Raw genomic sequence first — 20041 nt, 5'->3', positions numbered from 1 at the left:
CGCAAAAGTCAAGAGGACTTATCATTTATAAGGCAGAATTTGCGGGAGGCCCCTGCAATAATCGGGTATCGGGCAGGGTCGGGGTCGGTTTAAGCGATTGACCGCAGGGACGCTTCAATATAATCTTCCATAGAAGATAAATGGACTGGAGAGGGTGTGCGCGGGAATGACAGGCGCGAGGACAAGGCGGATGGCCCCAATGGCGAAGGCGATGGGCGCATGCCTCAATGTCGAGGATTTCGCTCGAGTCGCGCGCAAGCGGTTGCCACGGCCGATCGTGGACTTTTTCGACGGGGCGGCTGAGGACGAGCAAACGATGGCGCGCAACCGCGCGGCCTTTGCCGACTGGAGCCTGCTGCCCCGGGCCATGCAGGATGTGAGCCGGGTCAGCGCGAACAGCCGCGTGCTGGGGCAGGATATCGCCTGGCCTTTCATCGTGGCGCCGACCGGCATGCCGGGACTGCTGCATCCCGATGGCGAAATCGGCATCGCGCGCGCCGCCGAAAAGGTGGGCGCCCTTTATTCCCTGTCCACAATGGCGAGCCGTTCGATCGAAGAGGTCGCCGCAGCCACGTCGGGACCCAAGGCGTTTCAGCTCTATCTGTTCCGCGACAGGGGAATCACGCTCGAACTGTTGCAGCGGGCCAAGGCGGCCGGTTATGGCGCGCTCATCCTGACGGTGGATGTGCAGGTGCCCGCGAACAGGGAACGCGACCGGCGCAGCGGGATGCTGATCCCGCCAAAATTCGGGCTGAAGACTGTCTTCGACTTTGCGCTTTGTCCCCGTTGGTGCTGGAACGTGCTTGTGCGGAGGCCGGTGACCCTCGCCAATTTCACCGGCGAGCGCGCCGACCCCGGCGTTCCGCTGCTCAGCTTCATCAATCAGCAGTTCGATCCGTCGATCGGTTGGGCCGACCTGGAATGGGTCGCCCAGCAATGGGGCGGTCCGCTGGCGATCAAGGGGGTCCTGGCCGCGGATGACGCGGAACGGGCGGTCGAACATGGGGCGAGCGCGGTCATTCTTTCCAACCATGGCGGGCGTCAGCTCGATGCGGCGGTCAGTCCCATGGATATGCTGCCGTCCGTGGTCGAACGGCTTGGCGCGCGCGCCGAGATCATCGTGGATGGTGGCGTCCGTCGCGGTACGGATATGCTCAAGGCGATCGCATTGGGCGCGAAGGCTTGCATGGCCGGGCGTATCGGTCTTTATGGGCTGGGAGCCGGCGGGGCTGCGGGAGCGGCTGCCGTGCTGGGCGCCTTGCGGGCGGAATTCGACCGGGACATGGCTTTGCTGGGCGTTACGGAAGTAGCGCAGATCGATCGGTCGCGTGTCCGCCCGACCGGCCGTTCAGCGATGGCTTGACAGGGAAATAGAAAAATCTTTCATGGAAGATATATTGGCTTCCGATGATCGTGGTTGAGGATGCCGGTGAATCGGCAACTGGAGAGAGACATGGCGATAACAGCACCCGTGGCCGTGGGTTCGCGGCCCTTTGATCCGCAAAATGAACTGTCCGACAATGTTCGGACCCGTTTCTTCATAGACGGGCAATGGCTGCCTCCTGCCGGGAATGATCGTTTCACGCTGATCTCGCCGGTCACCGAGGACGAGACGATGAGCGTTCCGGCAGGCGCGCCGCAGGATATGGAGGCGGCCGTGGCCGCTGCCCGCCGGGCCTTCGACACGGGGCCGTGGCCGCGACTCACGCCTTTGGAGCGCGCGGAACATCTGCGCCGGATCGCCGATGAGATAGACCGGCGTCTGGAACTGTTCCAGCGTGCCTGGATCGGTCAGGTCGGGGCGCCGCAATGGTTCGTCGGCGCCATTTCCGGCGCCGCTGCCCATCATTTCCGTTATTATGCCGATCTGGCCGCCACCTATCCGTTCGAGGAGGAACGCACGCCGACCATGGGTCGGCTGAAGGTGCTGCGCGAGCCGGTGGGTGTCGCCGCGTTGATCATCCCCTGGAACGCACCGCTCGTGCTGTTGACGCAGAAGGTGGCGGCAGCTCTGGCGGCCGGGTGCACGGTCGTTGCCAAGCCGAGTCCGGAAACGCCGCTGGACGCCCTGATCCTCGCTGAATGCGTGGAGGCCGCCGGCCTGCCGCCGGGCGTGGTGAATGTCGTGCCGGCCGGGCGGGAAGTGGGCAATATGCTGATCAGCGATGCCCGGATCGACAAGGTCAGCTTCACCGGTTCCACCGATGCCGGGCGCCATATCGCTACCGTCTGCGCGGACAGGCTGGCGCGGGTCGGCCTGGAACTGGGCGGGAAATCTGCGTCGATCCTTTGCGACGATGCCGATATCGGTTCCTGGCTTCAGTCGCTGGCGCCCTTCACCATGCCGTTCAGCGGACAGATCTGCTTTTCCCAGACGCGCGTGCTCGTGCCGCGCAGCCGGCATGATGAATTCCTCGACGCCTATGTGGCGGCCGTGGAGAGCCTCAAGCTGGGCGATCCCTGGGATGCGGAGACGCAGGTCGGACCGGTGTCGATGGCCCGCCAGCGCGATCGGGTGCTCGATTATATCGAAATCGGCCGCGGGGAGGGCGCGCGTGTCGTCACTGGTGGCGGTCGCGCGTCCGGTTTCAACAGGGGCTATTTCATCGCGCCGACGATTTTCGATCGGGTCGACAACAGCATGCGGATCGCGCGCGAGGAGATTTTCGGTCCGGTCGTTTCGGTGATCAGCTATGGCAGCGACGAGGAAGCGATCGCCATTGCGAACGATAGCGATTTCGGGCTGAGCGGCTCGGTCTATTCGGCGGATGTCGCTCGCGCCGAGGCGGTGGCGCGGCGTGTCCGCACCGGTCACATCAGCATCAACGGGTTCAACCTTGATGCGGTCGCGCCCTTTGGCGGGTTCAAGAAATCGGGGATTGGCCGCGAAAGCGGTCCGGAAGGGCTGGCTGGTTTCCTGGAAACCAAATCCATGTTCCTGCCGGCCTGATCGGGCCTTGCGCGAAAGAGGAAAAGGGAGGGAGAGATGGGCGCGGTAAAGGGCTTCCGCCTCGATTTTGCGCCGCATCTGGGGTTTCCGACGCCGGAAACGCCCCTGTTCGGGGCGCTCGCCGGGAATGACACGCCCGCGGCGCAGATCGCCTTTGCCAGTGCGCGGGGGTTCCGCCGGGTGCAGGACCCCTTCACGGCCCGTCGCGATGAGGATGAACAGGCCCGGATCGGCGCGTTGGCCAAGGCGGCCGGGCTGGCTATGGGTTGCTTTGTCTATGCGCCGATGGAGCGCGCCGCGCAGCCGGCATGGTCTGCCACCGATGGGGTCAGTCGCGCAGCGCTCGATGCTGATGTCGATGCGGCCATCGCCATCGGCCGGCGCATCGGATCGCGCCATATCGCGGTGCTGACCGGGACCGATCCCGCCCGGACGCGGGCGGAACAGCGTCATGCGATGACCGCCAATCTGGCCCGGCTGGCGGATCGCGTCGCGCAGGCGGGCATGATGCTGTGCATCGAGGCTGTCAACGCGCAGCGGCTGCCGCACATGCTGTTGCATCATCTGGGGGACGCGGCGGATATCGTCCGCGGCGTCGGCCATCCCGCCGTTCGCCTGATTTTCGACACCGCTCATGTTCAGGCGATGGACGGCGATATTCTGGGCAATCTGGACCGGACATGGGACCTGATCGAGATCGTCCAGCTTGCCGATCATCCCGGGCGGATGGAGCCGGGGGCGGGGGAACTCAATTTCGAGCGGATCATCGACGAGATCGAACGGCGCGGCTTTGCGGGGCCGGTCGAACTGGAACATGGCTGGGCTTCGGCGTGCCCGGAAAATCAGGAAAAATATTTGCAATGGCTCATGCGCTGGGCGCTGGGCGATGAAAGGAAAACAGATGGCGATGCCGCCGCTTAAGGATCATCTTCAACTCGCCCGGCTGGACGGCCGGGCTTATGTGGTGCTCGGCGCTGGCGGCGGCGGGCTGGGGGATGCAAGCTGCGAGGCTCTGGCCGGCGCGGGCGCGCAGCTGCTCTGCGTCGATCGTTCCGAGGAGCAGGCCCGCGCCATCGCCGCGCATGTGGGCGGCGAACCCTTTGTCGCCGATATCACCCGCCGGGCCGACGTGCAGGCCGTGTTCGACCACGCCCGCGCCGTAATGGGCGACCGTTTCTCTGGCGTGATCGACGTGGTCGGCATGGCGAAAAATGCCCGGATCGACGAAATGGACGATGATGCCATAGAACAACAGTTCGCGATCGTGCTGCGTCACGCCCTGCTGACCGTGCAGATCGCGGGACCGATGCTCGCCAGCTCCGGGGGCGGGACATTGACATTCGTGGGGTCCCTGTCGGGCATGGCGGCCATTCCCAATCAGACCTTTTACGGCATCGCGAAAGCGGCGTTGCACCATCTTGTCCGCTATGCCGCGCAGGAATTGGGTCCCGATGGGGTCCGGGTCAACGGCGTCGCGCCGGGCTTCATTTCCACGCCCCGTTTGGTGTCGCTGCTGCCCGCTGAAATGTGGGAGAGGCTGGCGGCCACCAATCCGCTGCGCCGCGTGGCGACGCCGGACGATATCGCCAAGGCCATTCTCTTTCTGGTGTCCGACCTTGCCCAATATGTGAACGGCAATATCCTGACGCTGGACGGCGGGGTCAGTCAGACGCTGTCGCTGGGCGGCACCGACGCCCTTCGGGACGCGCAGCGATGACCGGCGCCACCTTTGACGAAGCGACGATCGAGGCTGAGCTGAGGCGCATCGGCGCCCGTTTCGATCCGCAGGTTCTGGCCGAAACGCGCCAACTCTATCGTTCGGCAGCGGCGGCCTTGCCCTGGGCGGGGCGGCCGGTCGTGGAAGACCTGGCCTATGGACCGGCAACGCGGAACCGGATCGATGTCTATCCTGCGGACGCGGCAAACGCCCCTGTCATGCTGTTCCTGCATGGCGGCGGCTTTGTCGGCGGGGACAAGCGGGGCGATCCCTTGTTCTACGGCAATGTCGGTCGTTATTTCGCCGCGCATGGTTATCTGACGATATTGGCCAATTACCGGCTGGCGCCCGATTCCACATGGCCGTCCGGCAATGAGGACGTCGCCGCCATCCTGTCCTGGATCGATCGCAACGCTGCTGAGCATGGCGGCGATGCCCGGCGGATCGTCATCATCGGCCAGTCCGCCGGGGCCGCGCATGTCGCCGGTTATCTCTTCGACCCGCGCTGGAAGGGATATGCCAATCCCTCGATCCGCGCGGCGGCGTTGCTCAGCGGTTTTTACCGCGCGAAGGAGCCGATCTATGAGGGGCCGCGGCTCTATCTGGGGGATGATGCCGCCAACTGGGCCGATCGATCTCCGGCCACCCATGTCGGGCCGGATCATCCGCCCTTGTTGTTGAGCATCGCCGAACTTGATCCCGCCCAGATTGCGGACCAGACATTCGATCTGGCGACGGCGCTCAATGCCGCTGACGGCCGCCCGCCGGAACTGTGTTGGTTTGCGGGGCATAATCATGTGTCCACGGTGCACGGGCTGGGTCTTGGGCGTGATTCCGTGGGCAGGAAATTGCGTGAATTCGCTGCTGGGCATGTGTCTTGACGGATAGTCGATTATTGCTGGCAGGAAGATTGCTTTTCAGCACAAAAAATTATCGCCTAAAATCAGTCATATAATTTTCACCGTTGCGCAAAGAGACTTATATAAAATAAGTCGATTGACAATTTCGTTCCAATCGTAAATCTTCCTTGGCAGGTTAATGGCATGCCTGAATGGCGCGTCTGCAAAGCCGGTGAAGAAACAGGCCCTTGAATGGGGTGTGAGAGGATTATGACCGTCCAGCTCTCCGCAGAAGAAACCACGCTGCTGATCGATTCGCTTCGGCGTCTGTTGGAAGACGGCTGGCCCGTGGAGGGCGGGCTGGAACGGGCGGAGGACGTGACGGCGATCGGGCAGCTGTCGTCCGCGCTCCATGAACTGGGACTGGCATATCTGGGCGCGGCGGAAGGGCCGGGTCTGGCCGAAGCGCTCCTCATATTCGAGGAATTGGGGCGCGCGGCGGCTCCCGCGCCGCTTGCCGGGGCGCTGATCGCCAATCTGCTGCTCGACGGGTCGGATGACCCGAAGGTTCGCGCCTTTGTCGAAGAGGTTCAGGCCGGTCAGGCCGTGCCCGCGCTTGCGCTGGGGGCTTTTGACGGCGACCGGTTTGCAGGGTCCGCCGCCTATGCGCCGGACCGGCTGACCGCATCGCTCAAATTCGTCGAGGATGTCGCGGCGGCCACCCATATTCTCGTCTTCGTGTCTGAACCGTCCGGTCTGGCCATCATGCCTGTGGATGCGCAGGGGGTCGCCATTGTCGCGGACCCCGGTCTGGCGGTGCCGGCGCTCAGCGCCGTCGATATCGCGGCCCCGCCGCTCCTGTGGCAGTCCTTGAGCGAAGCGAAACTGGCCGATGCCGCGCAGGCGGTCCGCTTGCTTGCTCTTGCCCGCGCGGTCGGCGCCGCGCAGCGCGGCTTCGACCTGGCGCTCGACCATGCCAAGGTCCGGCGGCAGTTCGGACATGTAATCGGCGAATTTCAGGCGATCCAGCACAAGCTGGTGAATTGTTTCTCGCAACTTGACGGTGCGAAGCTGCTGCTTTCCAGCGCGGGCGCGGCGCATGACCGGGGCGACGAGGCGTGGCGGGTGCTGACCGACGCCGCGCTGGCCTTCTCCGGCCCCGCTTTGCGGCAGGTGGCGCTTGAAGTGCATCATACGCTGGGTGCTATCGGATATGCCGAGGAGCATGAGGCACCCCGCCATTTCCGCCGGATTCATGCCGATCTGCTTCGGTTCGGCGGCACCGCCCGGGCGCGCGCGGGCCTTGCTGATTATCTGTTGCGTCCGGCCGTCTGAGAGAAAGATCGATGTCCAAGCTTCCTTCGCATGATCTCGATGAAACCGTCATCGCCTTCCGTCAGGCTATTCGCGCCTGGCTTGCCGAGCATTGGACCGATGCCGACCGGGAGGCCAATCGGCGTCGCCCCTTGCGCGACCGCCGCTGGAATCCGGAATTCTCCCGCAAGATGGGCGAGGCGGGGTGGCTGGGCCTTGACTGGCCGAAGCAATATGGCGGTCAGGCGCGAAGCCCCGGCGAACAGCTTGCCTTCATCGAGGAGCTGGAGTTCGCCGAAGCGCCCACCGACGCCCATATGACGGCCGAGACGATCATCGGCCCCGCGATCATCAATTTCGGGTCCGACGAGCAGAAATCGACTTTCCTGCCTGCTCTGCTGAAGGGACAGCGCCCGTTCGCGCTGCACTATAGCGAGCCGGAGGCGGGGTCCGATCTGGCGTCGCTGCGCACCGCCGCGCGGCGTGATGGCGACGACTGGATTATATCGGGCCAGAAGCTGTGGTCGACCTATGGCGATCGCGCCGCCTATGCCATATTGGCGGCGCGGACCGATCCCGCTGCTCGTCCGAAACATGCGGGGATCAGCGTGTTCCTGATGCCGCTCGATACGCCGGGCATCACGATCCGGCCGAGCATGGCGATGTATGGACGCACTTTTTCGGCCACTTTCTACGACGATGTGCGCGTGCCGGGCAGCGCGCTGCTGGGTCCGGAAAATGGCGGGTGGAAAGTGATCACCAGCGCGCTTGCCGCCGAACGGGTGATGATCGGCAATACCGTGGCCCATTTGCAGCATATTTTCAGCAAGATCGTCAGCCATGTGCGGGATTTGGGCGATGGCCCGGCCGCGCTGCGCCACGATCCGCTGATCCGCGACCGGATCGGGGCGTTGGGCGCCGATCTGGAGGCCGCGCGCCAGTTCACCCTGCGCAATGCCAATCTGGTCCAGTCTGGCCATGTCCCCATTTACGAGGCCGCGATGAGCAAGGTCTTCGTCGGTGAGTTGCAGGAACGGCTGGGGGAGGCTGCGCTCGACATATTGGGTTCGGGCGGCCTGCTGTCGGATGAAGCACCCTCCGCCCCACTCGGTGAGATGGAGCAGGAGCTGCGCCATTCGCTGATGGGCGTTCTGGGCGGAGGCACCAGCGAGATTCAACGCAACATCATCGCGCTGCGCGGGCTTGGCCTGCCGCGCATGTCCTCTTGAACCTGCCGCCGGTCTGATCCGGCCGATAGATATGGAAAGTGCCAAATGTCGGAAGAATTCGTCACTTATGAACTGGACGGGAAGGTCGCGAAGATCGGCCTCAACCGCCTGAACAAGCGCAACGCGCTCAATACCGCGCTTCAGGAACAGCTGGAAGCGGCCGTGATGCGCGCGCAGAATGAAGCCCGGGTCGGCGTACTTTTCAGCCATGGCGAGCATTTCTGCGCCGGCCTCGATCTGGCCGAGGCCGCGGGCTGGATGAACGATCATGACATGCATCTTGAGATGCGGGTGGGATCGGCCGCGAAGGGGCGGCCGTTCGACTGGATCGCGCGCGGGCGCATCCCCTTCGTCGCGGCGCTGAGCGGCGCCTGCATCGGCGGCGGGCTGGAGATCGCCACCTGCTGCCATATCCGCGTCGGGGACGAGACGACCTTCTTCGCGCTGCCTGAGGGGCAGCGCGGCATCTACATCGGCGGCGGCGGTTCGGTGCGCATCGCGCGGCTGCTGGGCGTGTCGCGGATGAGCGACCTCATGCTCACCGGCCGTGTTCTGACGGCGGAGGAGGGCGAGCGTTTCGACCTGTTGCAATATCTCGTTCCCAAGGGCGAGCAGGTCAAGCGCGCCATGTCGCTCGCGCATCGGATCGCGGAGAATGCGCCGCGGACCAATTGGGCGATCGTCAACGGCCTGCCGCGCATCCAGGACTATTCCTATGACGACGGCCTCTTCATCGAGGGGATGTTCAGCCATGTGGCGGCCACGCATGAGTCGACCGAAAGGCTGAATGAATTTGTCGAGGGACGGGCCAAGCGGTTGGTGCAGCCGGGCAAGTCGGGTGACGAACTGGCGGATTGAGGAGAGGCATATGGCGCTGCGTGATGTTGCGATCGTTGGTTTTGCGGAAACCAAGATCGAAACCCGATCCGGCCGCGACATCTGGGATTTCGGCGCGGAGGTGCTGGAATCGCTGATCGCGACCACGGGCATCGGGAAGGACGAGATCGACGGCATGTTGATCAACGGTTCCATGACCGGCGCCGGAAACTGCTTCTGGTCGCAGACCACGGCCGAATTTCTGGGGCTGGAACTGGATTTCTGTCAGACGGTCGATATCGGCGGATCATCGGCCGTCGGGGCCGTCGCCCGCGCGGCGGCGGCACTGGACGCGGGGCTGTGCAGCACCATCCTGCTGCTCAACATCGACACGGAATCTTCCGAGCAGAATCTGAAGATGCGGTCCTTCCATGACGAATGGATCCATCCCTATGGCATGATCGGTCCGCCGACCGATTTCGGACTCATCAGCAGCCGTTACGACCATCTTTACGGCCTTGATCTCGAAGCGCTCGGCAAGCTGGCCGTCACGCAGCGCAACCATGCGCTGCTCAACGACAATGCCTGCGAGAAGCTGCGCAAGCCGATCACGGTCGAAGACTATCTCCAGTCACGGATGATCGCGCATCCGGTCCGGCTGCTCGATTGCGTGATGGTGTGCGACGGCGGCAACGGTCTGCTCATGACCACGCGCAAGCGGGCGAAGGAGAAGGGGTTCGACAGTTTCGTCGTCCCTCTGGGCTATGGTGAGCGGACCAATTACCGCAGCGCGGAGAATCTGGCTGAGATCACCGAAACCGGGCATTTCGTCGCCGGGCAGAAGGCCTTTGCGCAGGCGCAGCTCAAACCGGCCGACATCGGGTCCTATCAGCCCTATGACGATTTCCTGATCGCGGTGATGATCAAGCTGGAAATGCTTGGTTTTGCCGAACGGGGCCAGGGCGGCGCTTTCATCAGGGAACATGATCTCGGCTTTGACGGGGACCTTCCGATCAACACTGGTGGCGGTCAGATTTCGGCGGGCCAGCCCGGGCTTGCCGGCGGCGGCGTCAATCTGATCGAAGGTGTCCGGCAGCTGATGGGCAAGGGTGGCGCCCGCCAGATCAAGGATCGTCGCCATGCGCTGGTGACGGGTATCGGCGGCATCCCTTATGGGCGTAACTGGACCACCAGCACCGCCCTCATTCTGGGCATGGAAGGATGAGCGACATGAGCGAAGTTCTGAACGACACGCTCGGCGTCGAGCGCACCGTTCCCCGCCACTACAGTTTTTCCCAACCCTATTGGGACGCAACCCGCGAAAAGAAGCTGGTGCTGCAATATTGCCGCCAGAGCGGGCAATTTCAATTCTATCCCCGGCCCGTCAACATCTTCACCGGCGGCCGGGATCTGGAATGGCGCGAGGTGTCGGGCCGTGGACAGGTCTTTTCCTGGACAGTCGCCACGATCGCCCGGCCGCCCTTTGCCGGTCACACGCCCTATCTGGTCGTGACGGTCACGCTGGACGAGGGCGTGAATGTGATTGCCAATCTGATCAATTGCCCGCTGGACCGGGTGGCCGTCGGACTGCGCGTGCGTCCGGTCTGGGCGCCCTTGCCCGACGGCACCAACCTGCTGCTGTTCGAACCGGATGACGGCGAGGGCGCGTCCGTGAATGGAGAGACGATATGAGTGAAAATGATGCGGTCGCAGGGCCGCTGGCGGGCATCAGGGTTCTGGAAGTCACCCAATATATATCGGGGCCTTTCGCCGGTCAGCAGCTGGCCGACATGGGCGCGGAAGTCATCAAGGTCGAACGGCCCGATGCCGGCGATCCGATGCGGAATTATGCGAGCGGAAAGGCTCCGCTCTATGGCCCCAATTTCACGGCTATCAACCGCAACAAGCGCAGCGTCACCCTTGATCTGCAAAGTCCCGACGGGATCGCGGCGTTCAAGGCGCTGGCCGATCGCGCCGACGTGGTGCTGGAGAATTTCCGGCCCGATGTCATGGACCGGCTCGGCATCGGCTTTGAAGCGCTGCGCAAGACCAATCCGGGGCTGGTCTATTGTTCGATCGCGGGCTTTGCGAGCGATGGTCCTTATGCCCGGCGGCCGGCGTTCGACACGATCGGTCAGGCGCTTTCCGGCCTGCTCTATCTGTTCACCGATCCCGACAAGCCCAGCCTGCGGGGACCGACGCTTTCCGATCAGGTGACGGGTCTTTATGCCGCCAATGCGATCCAGAGTGCGCTGATCGGGCGTTTCCGCACTGGCGTCGGCAGGCGTGTCGACGTATCGATGCTGGATGCGACCATGTCGTTCATTCCCGATGCCTTTGCCTGCTATACCGAAAGCAATCTGGAATGGGATTCGGAATTCCGCGCCGCCATGTCTCATTCCCTGGTGCTGAGCTGTGCCAATGACGAGCTGATCGCGGTCCATATGGCGGGACCTGAGCATATGTGGGTCCGCTTTGCCGAGGCGATCGGGCGTCCGGACTTCGTCGACGATCTCCGTTTCAAGCCGCGCGCCGTGCGCATCGATCATTGGGACGAGTTGATTGAAGAGCTTCGCCCGATCTTTGCCGCGCATAGCCGCGCCGAATGGGTGGAGCGGCTGGTCGCCGCCGACGTTCCCGCCGCCGAAGTGCTGCGGATTCCCGAAGTGCTTGAAAATGAGGGCGTGCGCCATGCGCAGATGTTCGAGACGGTCGATCATCCCGTCGCGGGACCTGTCACGATGATGCGTCGGGCAGCCCGGTTCGATGGCGAGCGCGGGCCGCAGCAGCAGCCGCCCGCTCTGCTGGGCGAGCATACCGAACAGGTGCTGGCCGAGATCGGTTTCGTCGCGGCCTGAATCGCCTGATCATATCGAAGGGAAAAAGACGAGGACCATGAGAAGCGAGACGATTGATTATCAGGCCGATGTTCCTCTGTCGGGCACGCTTTTCCTGCCTGATGGGGTCGGGCCGGCTCCCGGGGTTCTCGTCTTTCCCGACATTTTCGGCTATGGCGATCATGCGCTGGAACGGGCCGAGCGGCTGGCCGGTCTGGGCTATGCCGCATTGGCGGCCGATTTGCATGGGGAGCGGCGGGCGCTTGCGGTGGAGCCGGCAATGGCCGAGCTGCAACGTTTCTATGAGGAGCCGGACCGGCCAGGCGCAAGGGGGGGTGCGGCGTTGGCGGCGCTGGCCGGGCATCCCGGCGTGGATGGCGCGCGCATCGCTGCGATCGGCTTTTGCTATGGCGGACGACTGGCGCTTGAAATGGCGCGGCGGGGCGCGCCGCTGGCCGCGGTGGTCGGTTTCCACAGCAGCCTCGTGTCATCCTATCCGCAGGGCGGGGGATTGATCCGCGGCAAGATCCTGGCCTGCATCGGCAGCGAAGATCCGGGCGTGCCGGTGGAGGAAAGAACGGCGTTCGAGGCTGAAATGCAGGCGGCGGGCGTCGATTGGCAGCTGCATCTTTATGGCGGCGTCTATCATACATTCACCAACTGGCGCGCGGACAGCTGGGGGCATCCCGATTTCGCGCGCTATGACGCGGGGGCGGACCGGCGATCCTGGGCGGCCATGCAGGCTCTGCTCGCGGAAGTGTTGGGCAAGGAATAAGCGGAAGAGGCGGGCTGGGAACGCGATGGCAAAGACATTGGTTGGCGACGTGGAATATGCGCTTGAACCCCTGACCAAATCCCTGGGTTTCCTGACGCGCGTCGTCCAGGTCCAGATCAACGAGCGCGTGCGTGCGGCCGGTGGATTGCACGTCAGTCCGGCGGTCTTCTCCACATTACGGCTCATTCAGGCCAATCCGGGCATTCGTCAGGTCCATGCCGCGCGGATATTGCTGATCCAGGAATCCAACATGGCCAATCTGGTCAAGGATCTGATCGCGCAGGGATTGATTGAACGCCGCGAAGAGGAGGGGAAACGGATCGGGCTTTGGATCACCGACAAAGGGGAAGAGGAGGTCGAGCACGGCAACCAGAGCGACGAGCTGGACCGCAGCTATGCGAATGCCCTTTCCGACAAGGAATATCAGCGGTTGTTGCAGTTGTTGGACCGCGCCTACAGGGCCGCGCTCGCCTAGAGCGTTTTCCAAGCGGATAGAAAATCATCCGCAGGCTCGGAAACCGCTCTAGAAGCTTTGCTCTGTCCGATGGGCTGTGGGGCGACGAAAAAGGAGAGAAACGATGGAATTGAACGCAAGGCGGCTTGAGGGACGTACAGCCATCGTGACCGGCGCCGCCTTTGGCATCGGATATGCGGCGGCGGAACGTTTTGCCGCTGAAGGCGCCAATGTGGTCATCGCCGATATCAAGGGACATGAAGAGGTGGTCGAGCGGCTGCTCATGACGTCGCCCAATGTCATGGCGCTGCGGATCGATGTCAGGGATGATGACAGCGTCGCGGCTGGTGTCGCCCGGACGCTGGAGCGCTTCGGGTCCGTCGATATTCTCGTCAACAATGCCGCGATCTCGGCGGAATTGCGCCCCACGCCGTTCGAAGAGCAGGCGATCGACGATTGGCGCAGGGTCTATGAGGTCAATGTGCTGGGCGTGTTCCGCATGTGCCGGGCGGTTTCGCCGCACATGCGTCGGGCCAAATGGGGGCGCATCATCAATCTGGCGTCGGGCACGGCGTTCAAGGGCGCGCCGGGAATGCTGCATTATATCGCCAGCAAAGGCGCGATCCTGTCGATGACGCGATCATTGGCGACCGAGTTCGGCAATGACAATGTCCTGGTGAATTGCGTTTCGCCCGGACTGACGATGACCGAAAGCGTTGCCGCTGCCGACCATATAACCGGGCACTTCCAGGATTTCGCCATGTCCACCAGAATATTGAGGCGGGCGGCCACGGCGCAGGATGTCGCCAACGCCATCTTCTTCTTCGCCAGCGCGGATTCGGGCTTCGTGACGGGGCAGACCATCACGGCGGATGGAGGGTCCGTATTCCACTGAAGACGCCGATAGCCAGTTGATATCTTCCATGGAAGATTATATAGATCGGCAATTCCGCGATCCGGCCAGGCCCGGCGCGTCGATGCCTTCAGAAAAATGCCCCGGGCCGGTCCCGGAGAGGAGAGAGCAATGAATATTCCAGCAACGATGAGAGCCGCACGGATGCACGAAGTGGGCGGCCCCCTCATCCTTGAAGAGTTGGAAACCCCGAAGCCGGGCCCCTATGATGTGCTGGTCCGGGTGAAAGCGTGCGGAATCGTTCCGAACCTGGCGAATATCCTGGCCAAATGGTCGACCTGGTATCCTCAATATCCGCTGCCCAAATTGCCGGCCATTTTCGGCCTCGATCCCGCCGGTGAAATCGTCGCGGTCGGCGAACATGTGTTCGGTTATGAGGTCGGCCAGCGGGTCTATGTCAATCCGGGTCGCGGTTGCGGTACATGCGACGCCTGCATCACGAACGATCAGGTTTCCTGCAAATATTATACTTTCAACGGCTATTTCGGTCACACCAGCCTCTCGTGGAAGATTTTCGAGCGCTATCCCTATGCCGGTTTCGGCGAATATATGACGGCGCCCGTCAGTGCGTTGGTGAAGATTCCGGACTCGATGAGCTATGAAGGGGCCGCGCGCCTCGGCTATATCGGAACGGCCTATGCCGGCCTCAAAAAGGGGAAGACCAAAGTCTCTTCCACCGTGCTGATCAACGGCGCGAGCGGCACGCTGGGATTGAGCGGCGTTCTTTGCGCGCTAGCGATGGGCGTGCGGCGGATACTCGGGACCGGACGCGACAGGGAACTGCTCGCTGCCGTGAAGGCGCTCGCGCCGGACCGCATCGACATCTTCTCCACCCTGGATGGGTCGATCACCGATTGGGTTGAAGCCACGACCCATGGCGATGGCGCGGATGTGGTGCTCGACTGCCTTGGGCCGGGGTCGCCGCCTGAAATCTTCCTCGAAGGACTTTACAGCCTCGCGCGGAGCGGCATTCTGGTCGATGTCGGTGCCGTCCAGGGCGAACTGCCGATCAAGCTGCATTACCTCACCACGGCCAATCGCGCCCTGCTGGGCTCGAACTGGTTTTCGACGGAGGAAGGGCGCGAACTCGCAGTGCTGGCGGAAACGGGCGCGCTCGACATGTCCGTCTTCGAACATCAGGGCTTTCCGCTCGAGGACATCAATGAAGCGATCTCCGGCCTGTCGGCGCGCAAGGGCGGTTTCACCAATTTCGTGATCTATCCCTGAGGGCGGGGGTGGCACGGGTCGATCGGCACGAAAGGATAAGGACAAGGCTATGACGGGACGGGTGGTGACGCATGTGGAACGCGCGGACGCGAAGGTGATCGACGGCCTCGCCTCGGCCGGCGTTTCCACCGTGCATGAGGCGCAGGGCCGGACCGGCCTGCTCGCGGCCTATATGCGTCCGATCTACCCCGGGGCACGCATAGCGGGATCGGCGATCACCATCTCAGCGCCGCCGGGCGACAACTGGATGGTGCATGTCGCCATAGAGCAGTTGAAGGAAGGCGACGTGCTGCTGCTCGCGCCGACCAGCCCGTGCACCGACGGCTATTTCGGCGATCTGCTCGCGACTTCGGCCATGGCGCGGGGCTGCCGTGGACTCATCATCGATGCGGGCGTGCGCGATGTCCGCGACCTCACCGCCATGGGTTTCCCGGTCTGGTCCAGGGCTGTCCATGCCCAGGGCACCGTCAAGAACACGCTGGGCAGCGTCAATGTGCCGGTGGTCTGCGCCGGCGCGCTGGTCAATCCCGGCGATGTGGTGATAGCCGACGATGACGGCGTGTGCATCGTGCCTCGGGCTGATGCGGCGGCCGTGCTGGAGAAAGCCAGGGCCCGCGAGGCTGCCGAGGAAACCAAGCGCAAGCGTCTGGCGGCCGGGGAACTTGGCCTGGATATCTATGATATGCGCCCACGGCTTGCAGAGCTGGGGCTGCGATATGAGTGATCCTTCGGGATCCGCTCTGAAACGTTGACGGGCAATGGTCTGAAATGCAGTCTTCAAGACAAGAGCGTTTTCACCTAAGGTGGAAACGCTCTTGTCGGTTTTCCTGCACGAGACGTCAGGAATCCTGAAAGCTGTGAGAACTTGTCGCGGGAGAGACATTTCCCGCAATTGCCGATCATGCGCAAGAATAGGCGGAATTCCGTAGACCTGACCCCAGCAGGAACTGAGAGTCAGGCCGTCGGGCGCCGGGATATCAGATTGCGATGGGCAACGTTTTCGGATTCTGTCCCAGAACCTGTTCCCATTCCAGTTCCGACGGATCGACCGTCAGCTTCGGCCGCAGCGCCGAGACGCCTCTTATCACTTCGCCGATCGTCATGCGCGCCAGCCAGCTGCCCAGGCAATGATGCATGCCGCCCCCGAAAGCGATGAGGCGGGGCGTACCCGGTTCAAGGAAACGCCGGGGCTGGAAGCTTTCCACATCCTTCCAGATCGTCGGGTCCTGATTGGCCGTCATCATGTTGATGAAAACGACCGAACCCTTTGGACAGGTCACGCCGTCAAGTTCGAACGGTTCGACGACTTCGCGCCAGGTCAGCGGCACGCCGGTTTCGAAGCGGAAGCATTCGCTGACGACGGAATCGAGGATTTCGGGGTCCGCATTGACCTCTTCCATGGCTTCCGGATGGGTCAGCATGGTCAATACCGTGCAACCGATCTGGCTCACGGTCGTGTCGTGACCGCCGATGATCAGATTGGCGACCAGCGCCGCGGTTTCCTCCGCCGTCAGACGGTCGCCATCTTCTTCCGCATTGATCAGTTCCGTCATCACGTCGTTGGCCGGCGTGTGCTGGCGTTCCTTGCGCAGCGCGATGCTGTAGTCGAGCATATGGCTAATGGCGCTCGATGCCGCAGCGACCTGTTGCGGCGTCATCTGGCCGAAGATCGGGCCAAGATCGTTCACCCAATCGACCAGCATGCGGGCGTCCGATGTGGGCGCGCCGATCAGGGCGCACATGACCTGCATCGGCAGATCGGAGAGGGCCGCCATCAGGTCGCCGGAGCCTGCTTCGCGAATGGGCTTCAGCCGTTCCTCCACCAGATCGGCCGCCTTGTCGCGCAGGCCCTCTATCGCGCGGGGCGTGAACGCCTTCTGGACCAGAATGCGCATGCGGTGGTGCGCCGGGCCTTCATTGCTGAACATGATCGAATGGAACCAGTCGGGAAGCGGGCCCGGCGGTACATTCTGACTGTCGAACAGGGCGCGGCCTCCGCCGATCATGCGCTTGTCGATCAGCAGCGATTTGATGTCATTGTAACGAAGGGCGTAGGTGACGCCCGTATCATCATCAATGGCGACCCGTCCTTGCTTCACCGCCGCGCGCAACGCCGCGCGATAGATCACGGGGTTGGTTCCGGGACCCACATTGATATGTTGTGCATTCATTGTTCAGGGACCTCTCTTGTTCCAGATTCGGATCGGTTTTCTCGACCTGGAGGATGCGGTTCACGTTCGGCAAAATGCCGTGCATCCGGTTGCGCGCAGATGATGATCGACGTCCCGGTATCCGGCAAACGAGAAAATTCTCTGCCTTCATGAATAGGATTCATGGCGCGGCGATGCTGGTGAGAAGGGAGATGGCGGAGCAGCGACCACGCCGGTCGAGGTGTCATTATCTCTTTTCATGCAGTCGCCAATTTTTATCGTTTGCGGACGCCATGGGCGGGGCACATAGAATGCGCCGCCTGCTTCGGGTGATGTTTCGGCTGCTCTGTCATCGCCCGGACAGTTCACCGCGTGGCGAATGAAATTTGCGAAAAGTCTGGAGGGGTTTGTGTATCCATTTTCGATCGATGTATTCGCGGCCAGGAACTGCTGGTATGTCGCGTCCTTTTCGCGCGACGTCACGCGGACACCGATGGAGCGCTGGCTGCTGGATGAGCCGGTGGTGCTGTATCGCAAGGAAAATGGTGAGCCGATCGCATTGGAGGGGCGTTGCGCGCATCGGCATTTCCCCCTGGGCGAAGGCAAGCTGGTCGGCGATAATCTGCAATGTCCCTATCATGGTTTCACTTATGCGCCGGATGGCCAGAATGTGCGCATTCCCTCCCAGGATCGCCCCTCCGCAAAATGCAGGATCAAATCCTATCCCGTCGTCGAAAAATGGCGCTGGATCTGGATCTGGATGGGTGATCCCGCCCTTGCCGACCCCGCATTGATCCCGGACCATGGCGATATAGGGCTGGACGATCCGAAGCTCGTGACCGACGAGGTGCTCCATGAGGAACTGGATGCCCGCTATCAGTTGATCCACGATAATCTGATGGATCTCACGCATGTCGCCTTCCTGCACCAGAACACGCTGGGCGGGGGAAGTGAGGCATCCGCGTCGGCGAAGGTCACCGAAACCGAAGGGGAGAACTGGATGGAGGGCGAACGCATCATCCAGAACATTCCCACTACGCCGCATTTTGCCGGCTATCTGGGCTATGACGGGCTTTGCGATCGCATCATCGGACAGCGATATTATCTGCCTGCGCTGCATTTCGGGTGGGACAAATATGCCTATCCCGCCGGCCATGCCGAAGCCGGTAAAATCTTTGGCCAATTATTGGTCTATCATGGCATTACGCCCGCGCGTCGCAACAGCGCCCATTATTTCTTCGCGACCGCCCGTGATTTCGGCCAGGAAGCTCAGGAAGAAATGAGAGCGGCGACCTCTGCGGTCATCCGGGAAGATGTCTGGGGCCTGTCGCATGTCGAACGGATGCTGCGCGCCTGCAACGATGAGATGCCCCCGGAATACAGCGCGCGTAGCGACACGCAACAGCTCATGGCGCGCCGCAAGCTGGAGAAATTGATTGCCAGCGAAATGAAAATGGCCGCCGAATGAAAATAAAGGATGCAGCCGCCGCCCGGGCCGGAAGAATGTCGGGAAGAATCGCGCTTCCGGCGGCTGCGCTTTCCTGACGATCTTGAGCTTGGTCGAGATTTTGATCGGATGGAGGTTCGGATTACAGCGCGGGTAATGGCTGATGCCCGATATCGGCGGCCCCATGTCGGGCATGGCACGCTATTTCGTAATATTCTCCGATAGCATGCAGCGATGCCGGGCAAGTTTCCGCTCGACATTCATGGGCATTTTGCACGGCCTGTCGCGGGTGGCGCAATGGCAGCTTCTCTGATATGCATTGGGAAATTTCGAAAGGATGGCGCGCGGTGCCGGACCTCAGGCTTGTCGATACGCGGTCACGCGCTTTTGTCGGCGGGACGTTGGCAAATGATGTATTGCACAGGCTTCGGGAAGATATAGTCAGTTGCACCCTCCGGCCTGGCGAGCGCCTTCGTTTCGAGACGCTGAGGGAGATTTATGGCGCAAGCTTCTCCACATTGAGAGAGGCTTTGTCCCGGCTTTCCTCCGAAAATCTGGTAGCCGCCGAGGGTCAGCGCGGTTTTTCCGTGGCCCCGATCTCGCGGGCGGATTTGCTGGACCTCACCGATGCGCGAGTGATCATTGAGCGCGAGTGCATTGCCCGCTCGATAAGGCATGGCGACAAGAAATGGCGTTCGGCTCTGTTGTCGGCCTTCCATCGGCTGGACAGGATCGAAGCGGACGAGGTTGGTCAACTTGTCGATTCAGGCGAATGGGAGGCTTTGCATTCGGCGTTTCACGAAGCGTTGGTTGCCTGCTCCGGGTCCGCGATCCTGATGGAGATACGCGCCGGCCTGTTCGAGCGCGCGAGGCGCTATCGGCGCATTTCAACAATGGTGCGCCGATTGCCGCGCAAGAAGAGCGCCGAACATCGAGCGATGATGGAGGCGGCGCTGGCTGGCGATATCGAGACGGCGCAAAATCTGATCGCTACCCATATTCGCCGGACGGCGGACAATGTGCTTCAGGCCATGTTCCCGCCATTGGAGGAAACGGCCGGCACCTGACGGCTTTTCGTTGCGGGCCACGGGACTGTTCCCTGCTAATGGCCGGCAGCCGCCGCTGGGAAGCAGGCGGTATCGATGGAGTCGTCTCCCACTGCTGCTTATCGCTGACGCTCCAAGGGAGCGAACACCGGTCGGCGTCTGCTGTTGAGCGGGCGCGTGGTTTCGAAATTATTCATATTGATCATCGCATATCTCTTAAAATTGGATGTTTTATATAAGATATATAATGCACTCTGACATATTTTCGAATATCACTTGAATTTCGAAAATATGTCAGTACCAGAATTGAACCGGCTCAGAGGATCT

20 protein-coding genes are annotated in these 20041 nt (G+C 62.3%); 19 read left to right on the top strand and 1 reads right to left on the bottom strand.

What is annotated here, in order from left to right:
• Positions 1–190 precede the first annotated feature (190 nt).
• From RUH75_RS10610 to ligK, 16 genes are all read left to right on the top strand, one after another.
• The gene (locus tag RUH75_RS10610) at positions 191–1363 is read left to right on the top strand and encodes an alpha-hydroxy acid oxidase (RefSeq protein WP_313805599.1); all 1173 of its coding nucleotides are present in this window, start codon (positions 191–193) and stop codon (positions 1361–1363) included.
• 90 nt (positions 1364–1453) lie between these two features.
• A complete protein-coding gene (locus tag RUH75_RS10605) occupies positions 1454–2950 on the top strand; it encodes an aldehyde dehydrogenase (protein WP_313805597.1) in 1497 nt (498 codons plus the stop codon).
• Between the two features lie 36 nt (positions 2951–2986).
• Positions 2987–3871, top strand: coding sequence for a TIM barrel protein (locus RUH75_RS10600; RefSeq protein WP_313805595.1), 885 nt, complete (start codon positions 2987–2989; stop codon positions 3869–3871).
• Positions 3852–4667 carry an SDR family oxidoreductase gene (locus tag RUH75_RS10595; protein WP_313805593.1) on the top strand — a complete coding sequence of 272 codons (816 nt, stop codon included), beginning with the start codon at positions 3852–3854 and terminating at the stop codon, positions 4665–4667. Before RUH75_RS10600 ends, RUH75_RS10595 begins: the two co-directional genes overlap by 20 nt.
• Entirely contained in the window at positions 4664–5548 is an 885-nt protein-coding gene (locus tag RUH75_RS10590; RefSeq protein WP_313805591.1) for an alpha/beta hydrolase, read from the top strand. The genes RUH75_RS10595 and RUH75_RS10590 overlap by 4 nt, the downstream gene beginning before the upstream one ends.
• A gap of 228 nt (positions 5549–5776) precedes the next feature.
• Positions 5777–6841: an acyl-CoA dehydrogenase family protein gene (locus RUH75_RS10585; RefSeq protein WP_313805589.1), complete on the top strand. Its 1065-nt coding sequence runs from the start codon at positions 5777–5779 to the stop codon at positions 6839–6841.
• A gap of 11 nt (positions 6842–6852) precedes the next feature.
• The gene (locus RUH75_RS10580; protein ID WP_313805587.1) at positions 6853–8049 is read left to right on the top strand and encodes an acyl-CoA dehydrogenase family protein; all 1197 of its coding nucleotides are present in this window, start codon (positions 6853–6855) and stop codon (positions 8047–8049) included.
• Between the two features lie 45 nt (positions 8050–8094).
• On the top strand, positions 8095–8907 hold the full coding sequence (locus RUH75_RS10575) for a crotonase/enoyl-CoA hydratase family protein (RefSeq protein WP_313805585.1): 813 nt from the start codon (positions 8095–8097) through the stop codon (positions 8905–8907).
• Positions 8908–8917: 10 nt separating this feature from the next.
• Complete coding sequence (locus RUH75_RS10570; RefSeq protein WP_313805583.1) at positions 8918–10090, top strand: thiolase family protein; 1173 nt, start codon at positions 8918–8920, stop codon at positions 10088–10090.
• Positions 10091–10095: 5 nt separating this feature from the next.
• Positions 10096–10557, top strand: a complete 462-nt coding sequence (locus RUH75_RS10565) for a Zn-ribbon domain-containing OB-fold protein (protein ID WP_313805581.1) — start codon at positions 10096–10098, stop codon at positions 10555–10557.
• A complete protein-coding gene (locus RUH75_RS10560; RefSeq protein WP_313805579.1) occupies positions 10554–11723 on the top strand; it encodes a CaiB/BaiF CoA-transferase family protein in 1170 nt (389 codons plus the stop codon). Before RUH75_RS10565 ends, RUH75_RS10560 begins: the two co-directional genes overlap by 4 nt.
• A gap of 37 nt (positions 11724–11760) precedes the next feature.
• On the top strand, positions 11761–12477 hold the full coding sequence (locus RUH75_RS10555; RefSeq protein WP_313805577.1) for a dienelactone hydrolase family protein: 717 nt from the start codon (positions 11761–11763) through the stop codon (positions 12475–12477).
• 25 nt (positions 12478–12502) lie between these two features.
• On the top strand, positions 12503–12952 hold the full coding sequence (locus RUH75_RS10550; protein ID WP_313805575.1) for a MarR family winged helix-turn-helix transcriptional regulator: 450 nt from the start codon (positions 12503–12505) through the stop codon (positions 12950–12952).
• Between the two features lie 103 nt (positions 12953–13055).
• Positions 13056–13826: a glucose 1-dehydrogenase gene (locus tag RUH75_RS10545; protein ID WP_313805574.1), complete on the top strand. Its 771-nt coding sequence runs from the start codon at positions 13056–13058 to the stop codon at positions 13824–13826.
• 129 nt (positions 13827–13955) lie between these two features.
• Positions 13956–15071, top strand: coding sequence for an alcohol dehydrogenase catalytic domain-containing protein (locus tag RUH75_RS10540; RefSeq protein WP_313805572.1), 1116 nt, complete (start codon positions 13956–13958; stop codon positions 15069–15071).
• 49 nt (positions 15072–15120) lie between these two features.
• Positions 15121–15795 carry a 4-carboxy-4-hydroxy-2-oxoadipate aldolase/oxaloacetate decarboxylase gene (gene ligK, locus RUH75_RS10535; protein ID WP_313805570.1) on the top strand — a complete coding sequence of 225 codons (675 nt, stop codon included), beginning with the start codon at positions 15121–15123 and terminating at the stop codon, positions 15793–15795.
• Between the two features lie 253 nt (positions 15796–16048).
• Here the strand turns inward: ligK and RUH75_RS10530 are convergent, their stop codons facing one another.
• Positions 16049–17242: a cytochrome P450 gene (locus RUH75_RS10530; RefSeq protein WP_313805568.1), complete on the bottom strand. Its 1194-nt coding sequence runs from the start codon at positions 17240–17242 to the stop codon at positions 16049–16051.
• 388 nt (positions 17243–17630) lie between these two features.
• Between RUH75_RS10530 and RUH75_RS10525 the strand changes: the two genes are divergently transcribed.
• From RUH75_RS10525 to RUH75_RS10515, 3 genes are all read left to right on the top strand, one after another.
• The gene (locus RUH75_RS10525; protein ID WP_313805566.1) at positions 17631–18689 is read left to right on the top strand and encodes an aromatic ring-hydroxylating dioxygenase subunit alpha; all 1059 of its coding nucleotides are present in this window, start codon (positions 17631–17633) and stop codon (positions 18687–18689) included.
• Positions 18690–18831: 142 nt separating this feature from the next.
• Positions 18832–18981, top strand: coding sequence for a hypothetical protein (locus tag RUH75_RS10520; RefSeq protein WP_313805564.1), 150 nt, complete (start codon positions 18832–18834; stop codon positions 18979–18981).
• A gap of 1 nt (position 18982) precedes the next feature.
• Positions 18983–19735 carry a GntR family transcriptional regulator gene (locus RUH75_RS10515; RefSeq protein ID WP_313805562.1) on the top strand — a complete coding sequence of 251 codons (753 nt, stop codon included), beginning with the start codon at positions 18983–18985 and terminating at the stop codon, positions 19733–19735.
• The last annotated feature ends 306 nt before the right edge of the window (positions 19736–20041 follow it).

The organism is Sphingobium sp. (assembly GCF_032153725.1).
GTDB lineage: Bacteria > Pseudomonadota > Alphaproteobacteria > Sphingomonadales > Sphingomonadaceae > Sphingobium.
Note: the sequence above shows the minus strand (reverse complement) of the source record. Positions and strands in the feature narration are given on the sequence as shown.

Coding starts and splice junctions, on each gene's coding strand:
- RUH75_RS10595 (WP_313805593.1), top strand. CDS start 3,852: ATGGCGATGCCGCCGCTTAAGGATCATCTTCAACTCGCCCGGCTGGAC.
- RUH75_RS10565 (WP_313805581.1), top strand. CDS start 10,096: ATGAGCGAAGTTCTGAACGACACGCTCGGCGTCGAGCGCACCGTTCCC.
- RUH75_RS10530 (WP_313805568.1), bottom strand. CDS start 17,242: ATGAATGCACAACATATCAATGTGGGTCCCGGAACCAACCCCGTGATC.
- RUH75_RS10560 (WP_313805579.1), top strand. CDS start 10,554: ATGAGTGAAAATGATGCGGTCGCAGGGCCGCTGGCGGGCATCAGGGTT.
- RUH75_RS10580 (WP_313805587.1), top strand. CDS start 6,853: ATGTCCAAGCTTCCTTCGCATGATCTCGATGAAACCGTCATCGCCTTC.
- RUH75_RS10590 (WP_313805591.1), top strand. CDS start 4,664: ATGACCGGCGCCACCTTTGACGAAGCGACGATCGAGGCTGAGCTGAGG.
- RUH75_RS10585 (WP_313805589.1), top strand. CDS start 5,777: ATGACCGTCCAGCTCTCCGCAGAAGAAACCACGCTGCTGATCGATTCG.
- RUH75_RS10515 (WP_313805562.1), top strand. CDS start 18,983: ATGCATTGGGAAATTTCGAAAGGATGGCGCGCGGTGCCGGACCTCAGG.
- RUH75_RS10610 (WP_313805599.1), top strand. CDS start 191: ATGGCCCCAATGGCGAAGGCGATGGGCGCATGCCTCAATGTCGAGGAT.
- RUH75_RS10600 (WP_313805595.1), top strand. CDS start 2,987: ATGGGCGCGGTAAAGGGCTTCCGCCTCGATTTTGCGCCGCATCTGGGG.
- RUH75_RS10545 (WP_313805574.1), top strand. CDS start 13,056: ATGGAATTGAACGCAAGGCGGCTTGAGGGACGTACAGCCATCGTGACC.
- RUH75_RS10550 (WP_313805575.1), top strand. CDS start 12,503: ATGGCAAAGACATTGGTTGGCGACGTGGAATATGCGCTTGAACCCCTG.
- RUH75_RS10575 (WP_313805585.1), top strand. CDS start 8,095: ATGTCGGAAGAATTCGTCACTTATGAACTGGACGGGAAGGTCGCGAAG.
- RUH75_RS10605 (WP_313805597.1), top strand. CDS start 1,454: ATGGCGATAACAGCACCCGTGGCCGTGGGTTCGCGGCCCTTTGATCCG.
- RUH75_RS10520 (WP_313805564.1), top strand. CDS start 18,832: ATGCCCGATATCGGCGGCCCCATGTCGGGCATGGCACGCTATTTCGTA.
- RUH75_RS10570 (WP_313805583.1), top strand. CDS start 8,918: ATGGCGCTGCGTGATGTTGCGATCGTTGGTTTTGCGGAAACCAAGATC.
- RUH75_RS10540 (WP_313805572.1), top strand. CDS start 13,956: ATGAATATTCCAGCAACGATGAGAGCCGCACGGATGCACGAAGTGGGC.
- ligK (WP_313805570.1), top strand. CDS start 15,121: ATGACGGGACGGGTGGTGACGCATGTGGAACGCGCGGACGCGAAGGTG.
- RUH75_RS10555 (WP_313805577.1), top strand. CDS start 11,761: ATGAGAAGCGAGACGATTGATTATCAGGCCGATGTTCCTCTGTCGGGC.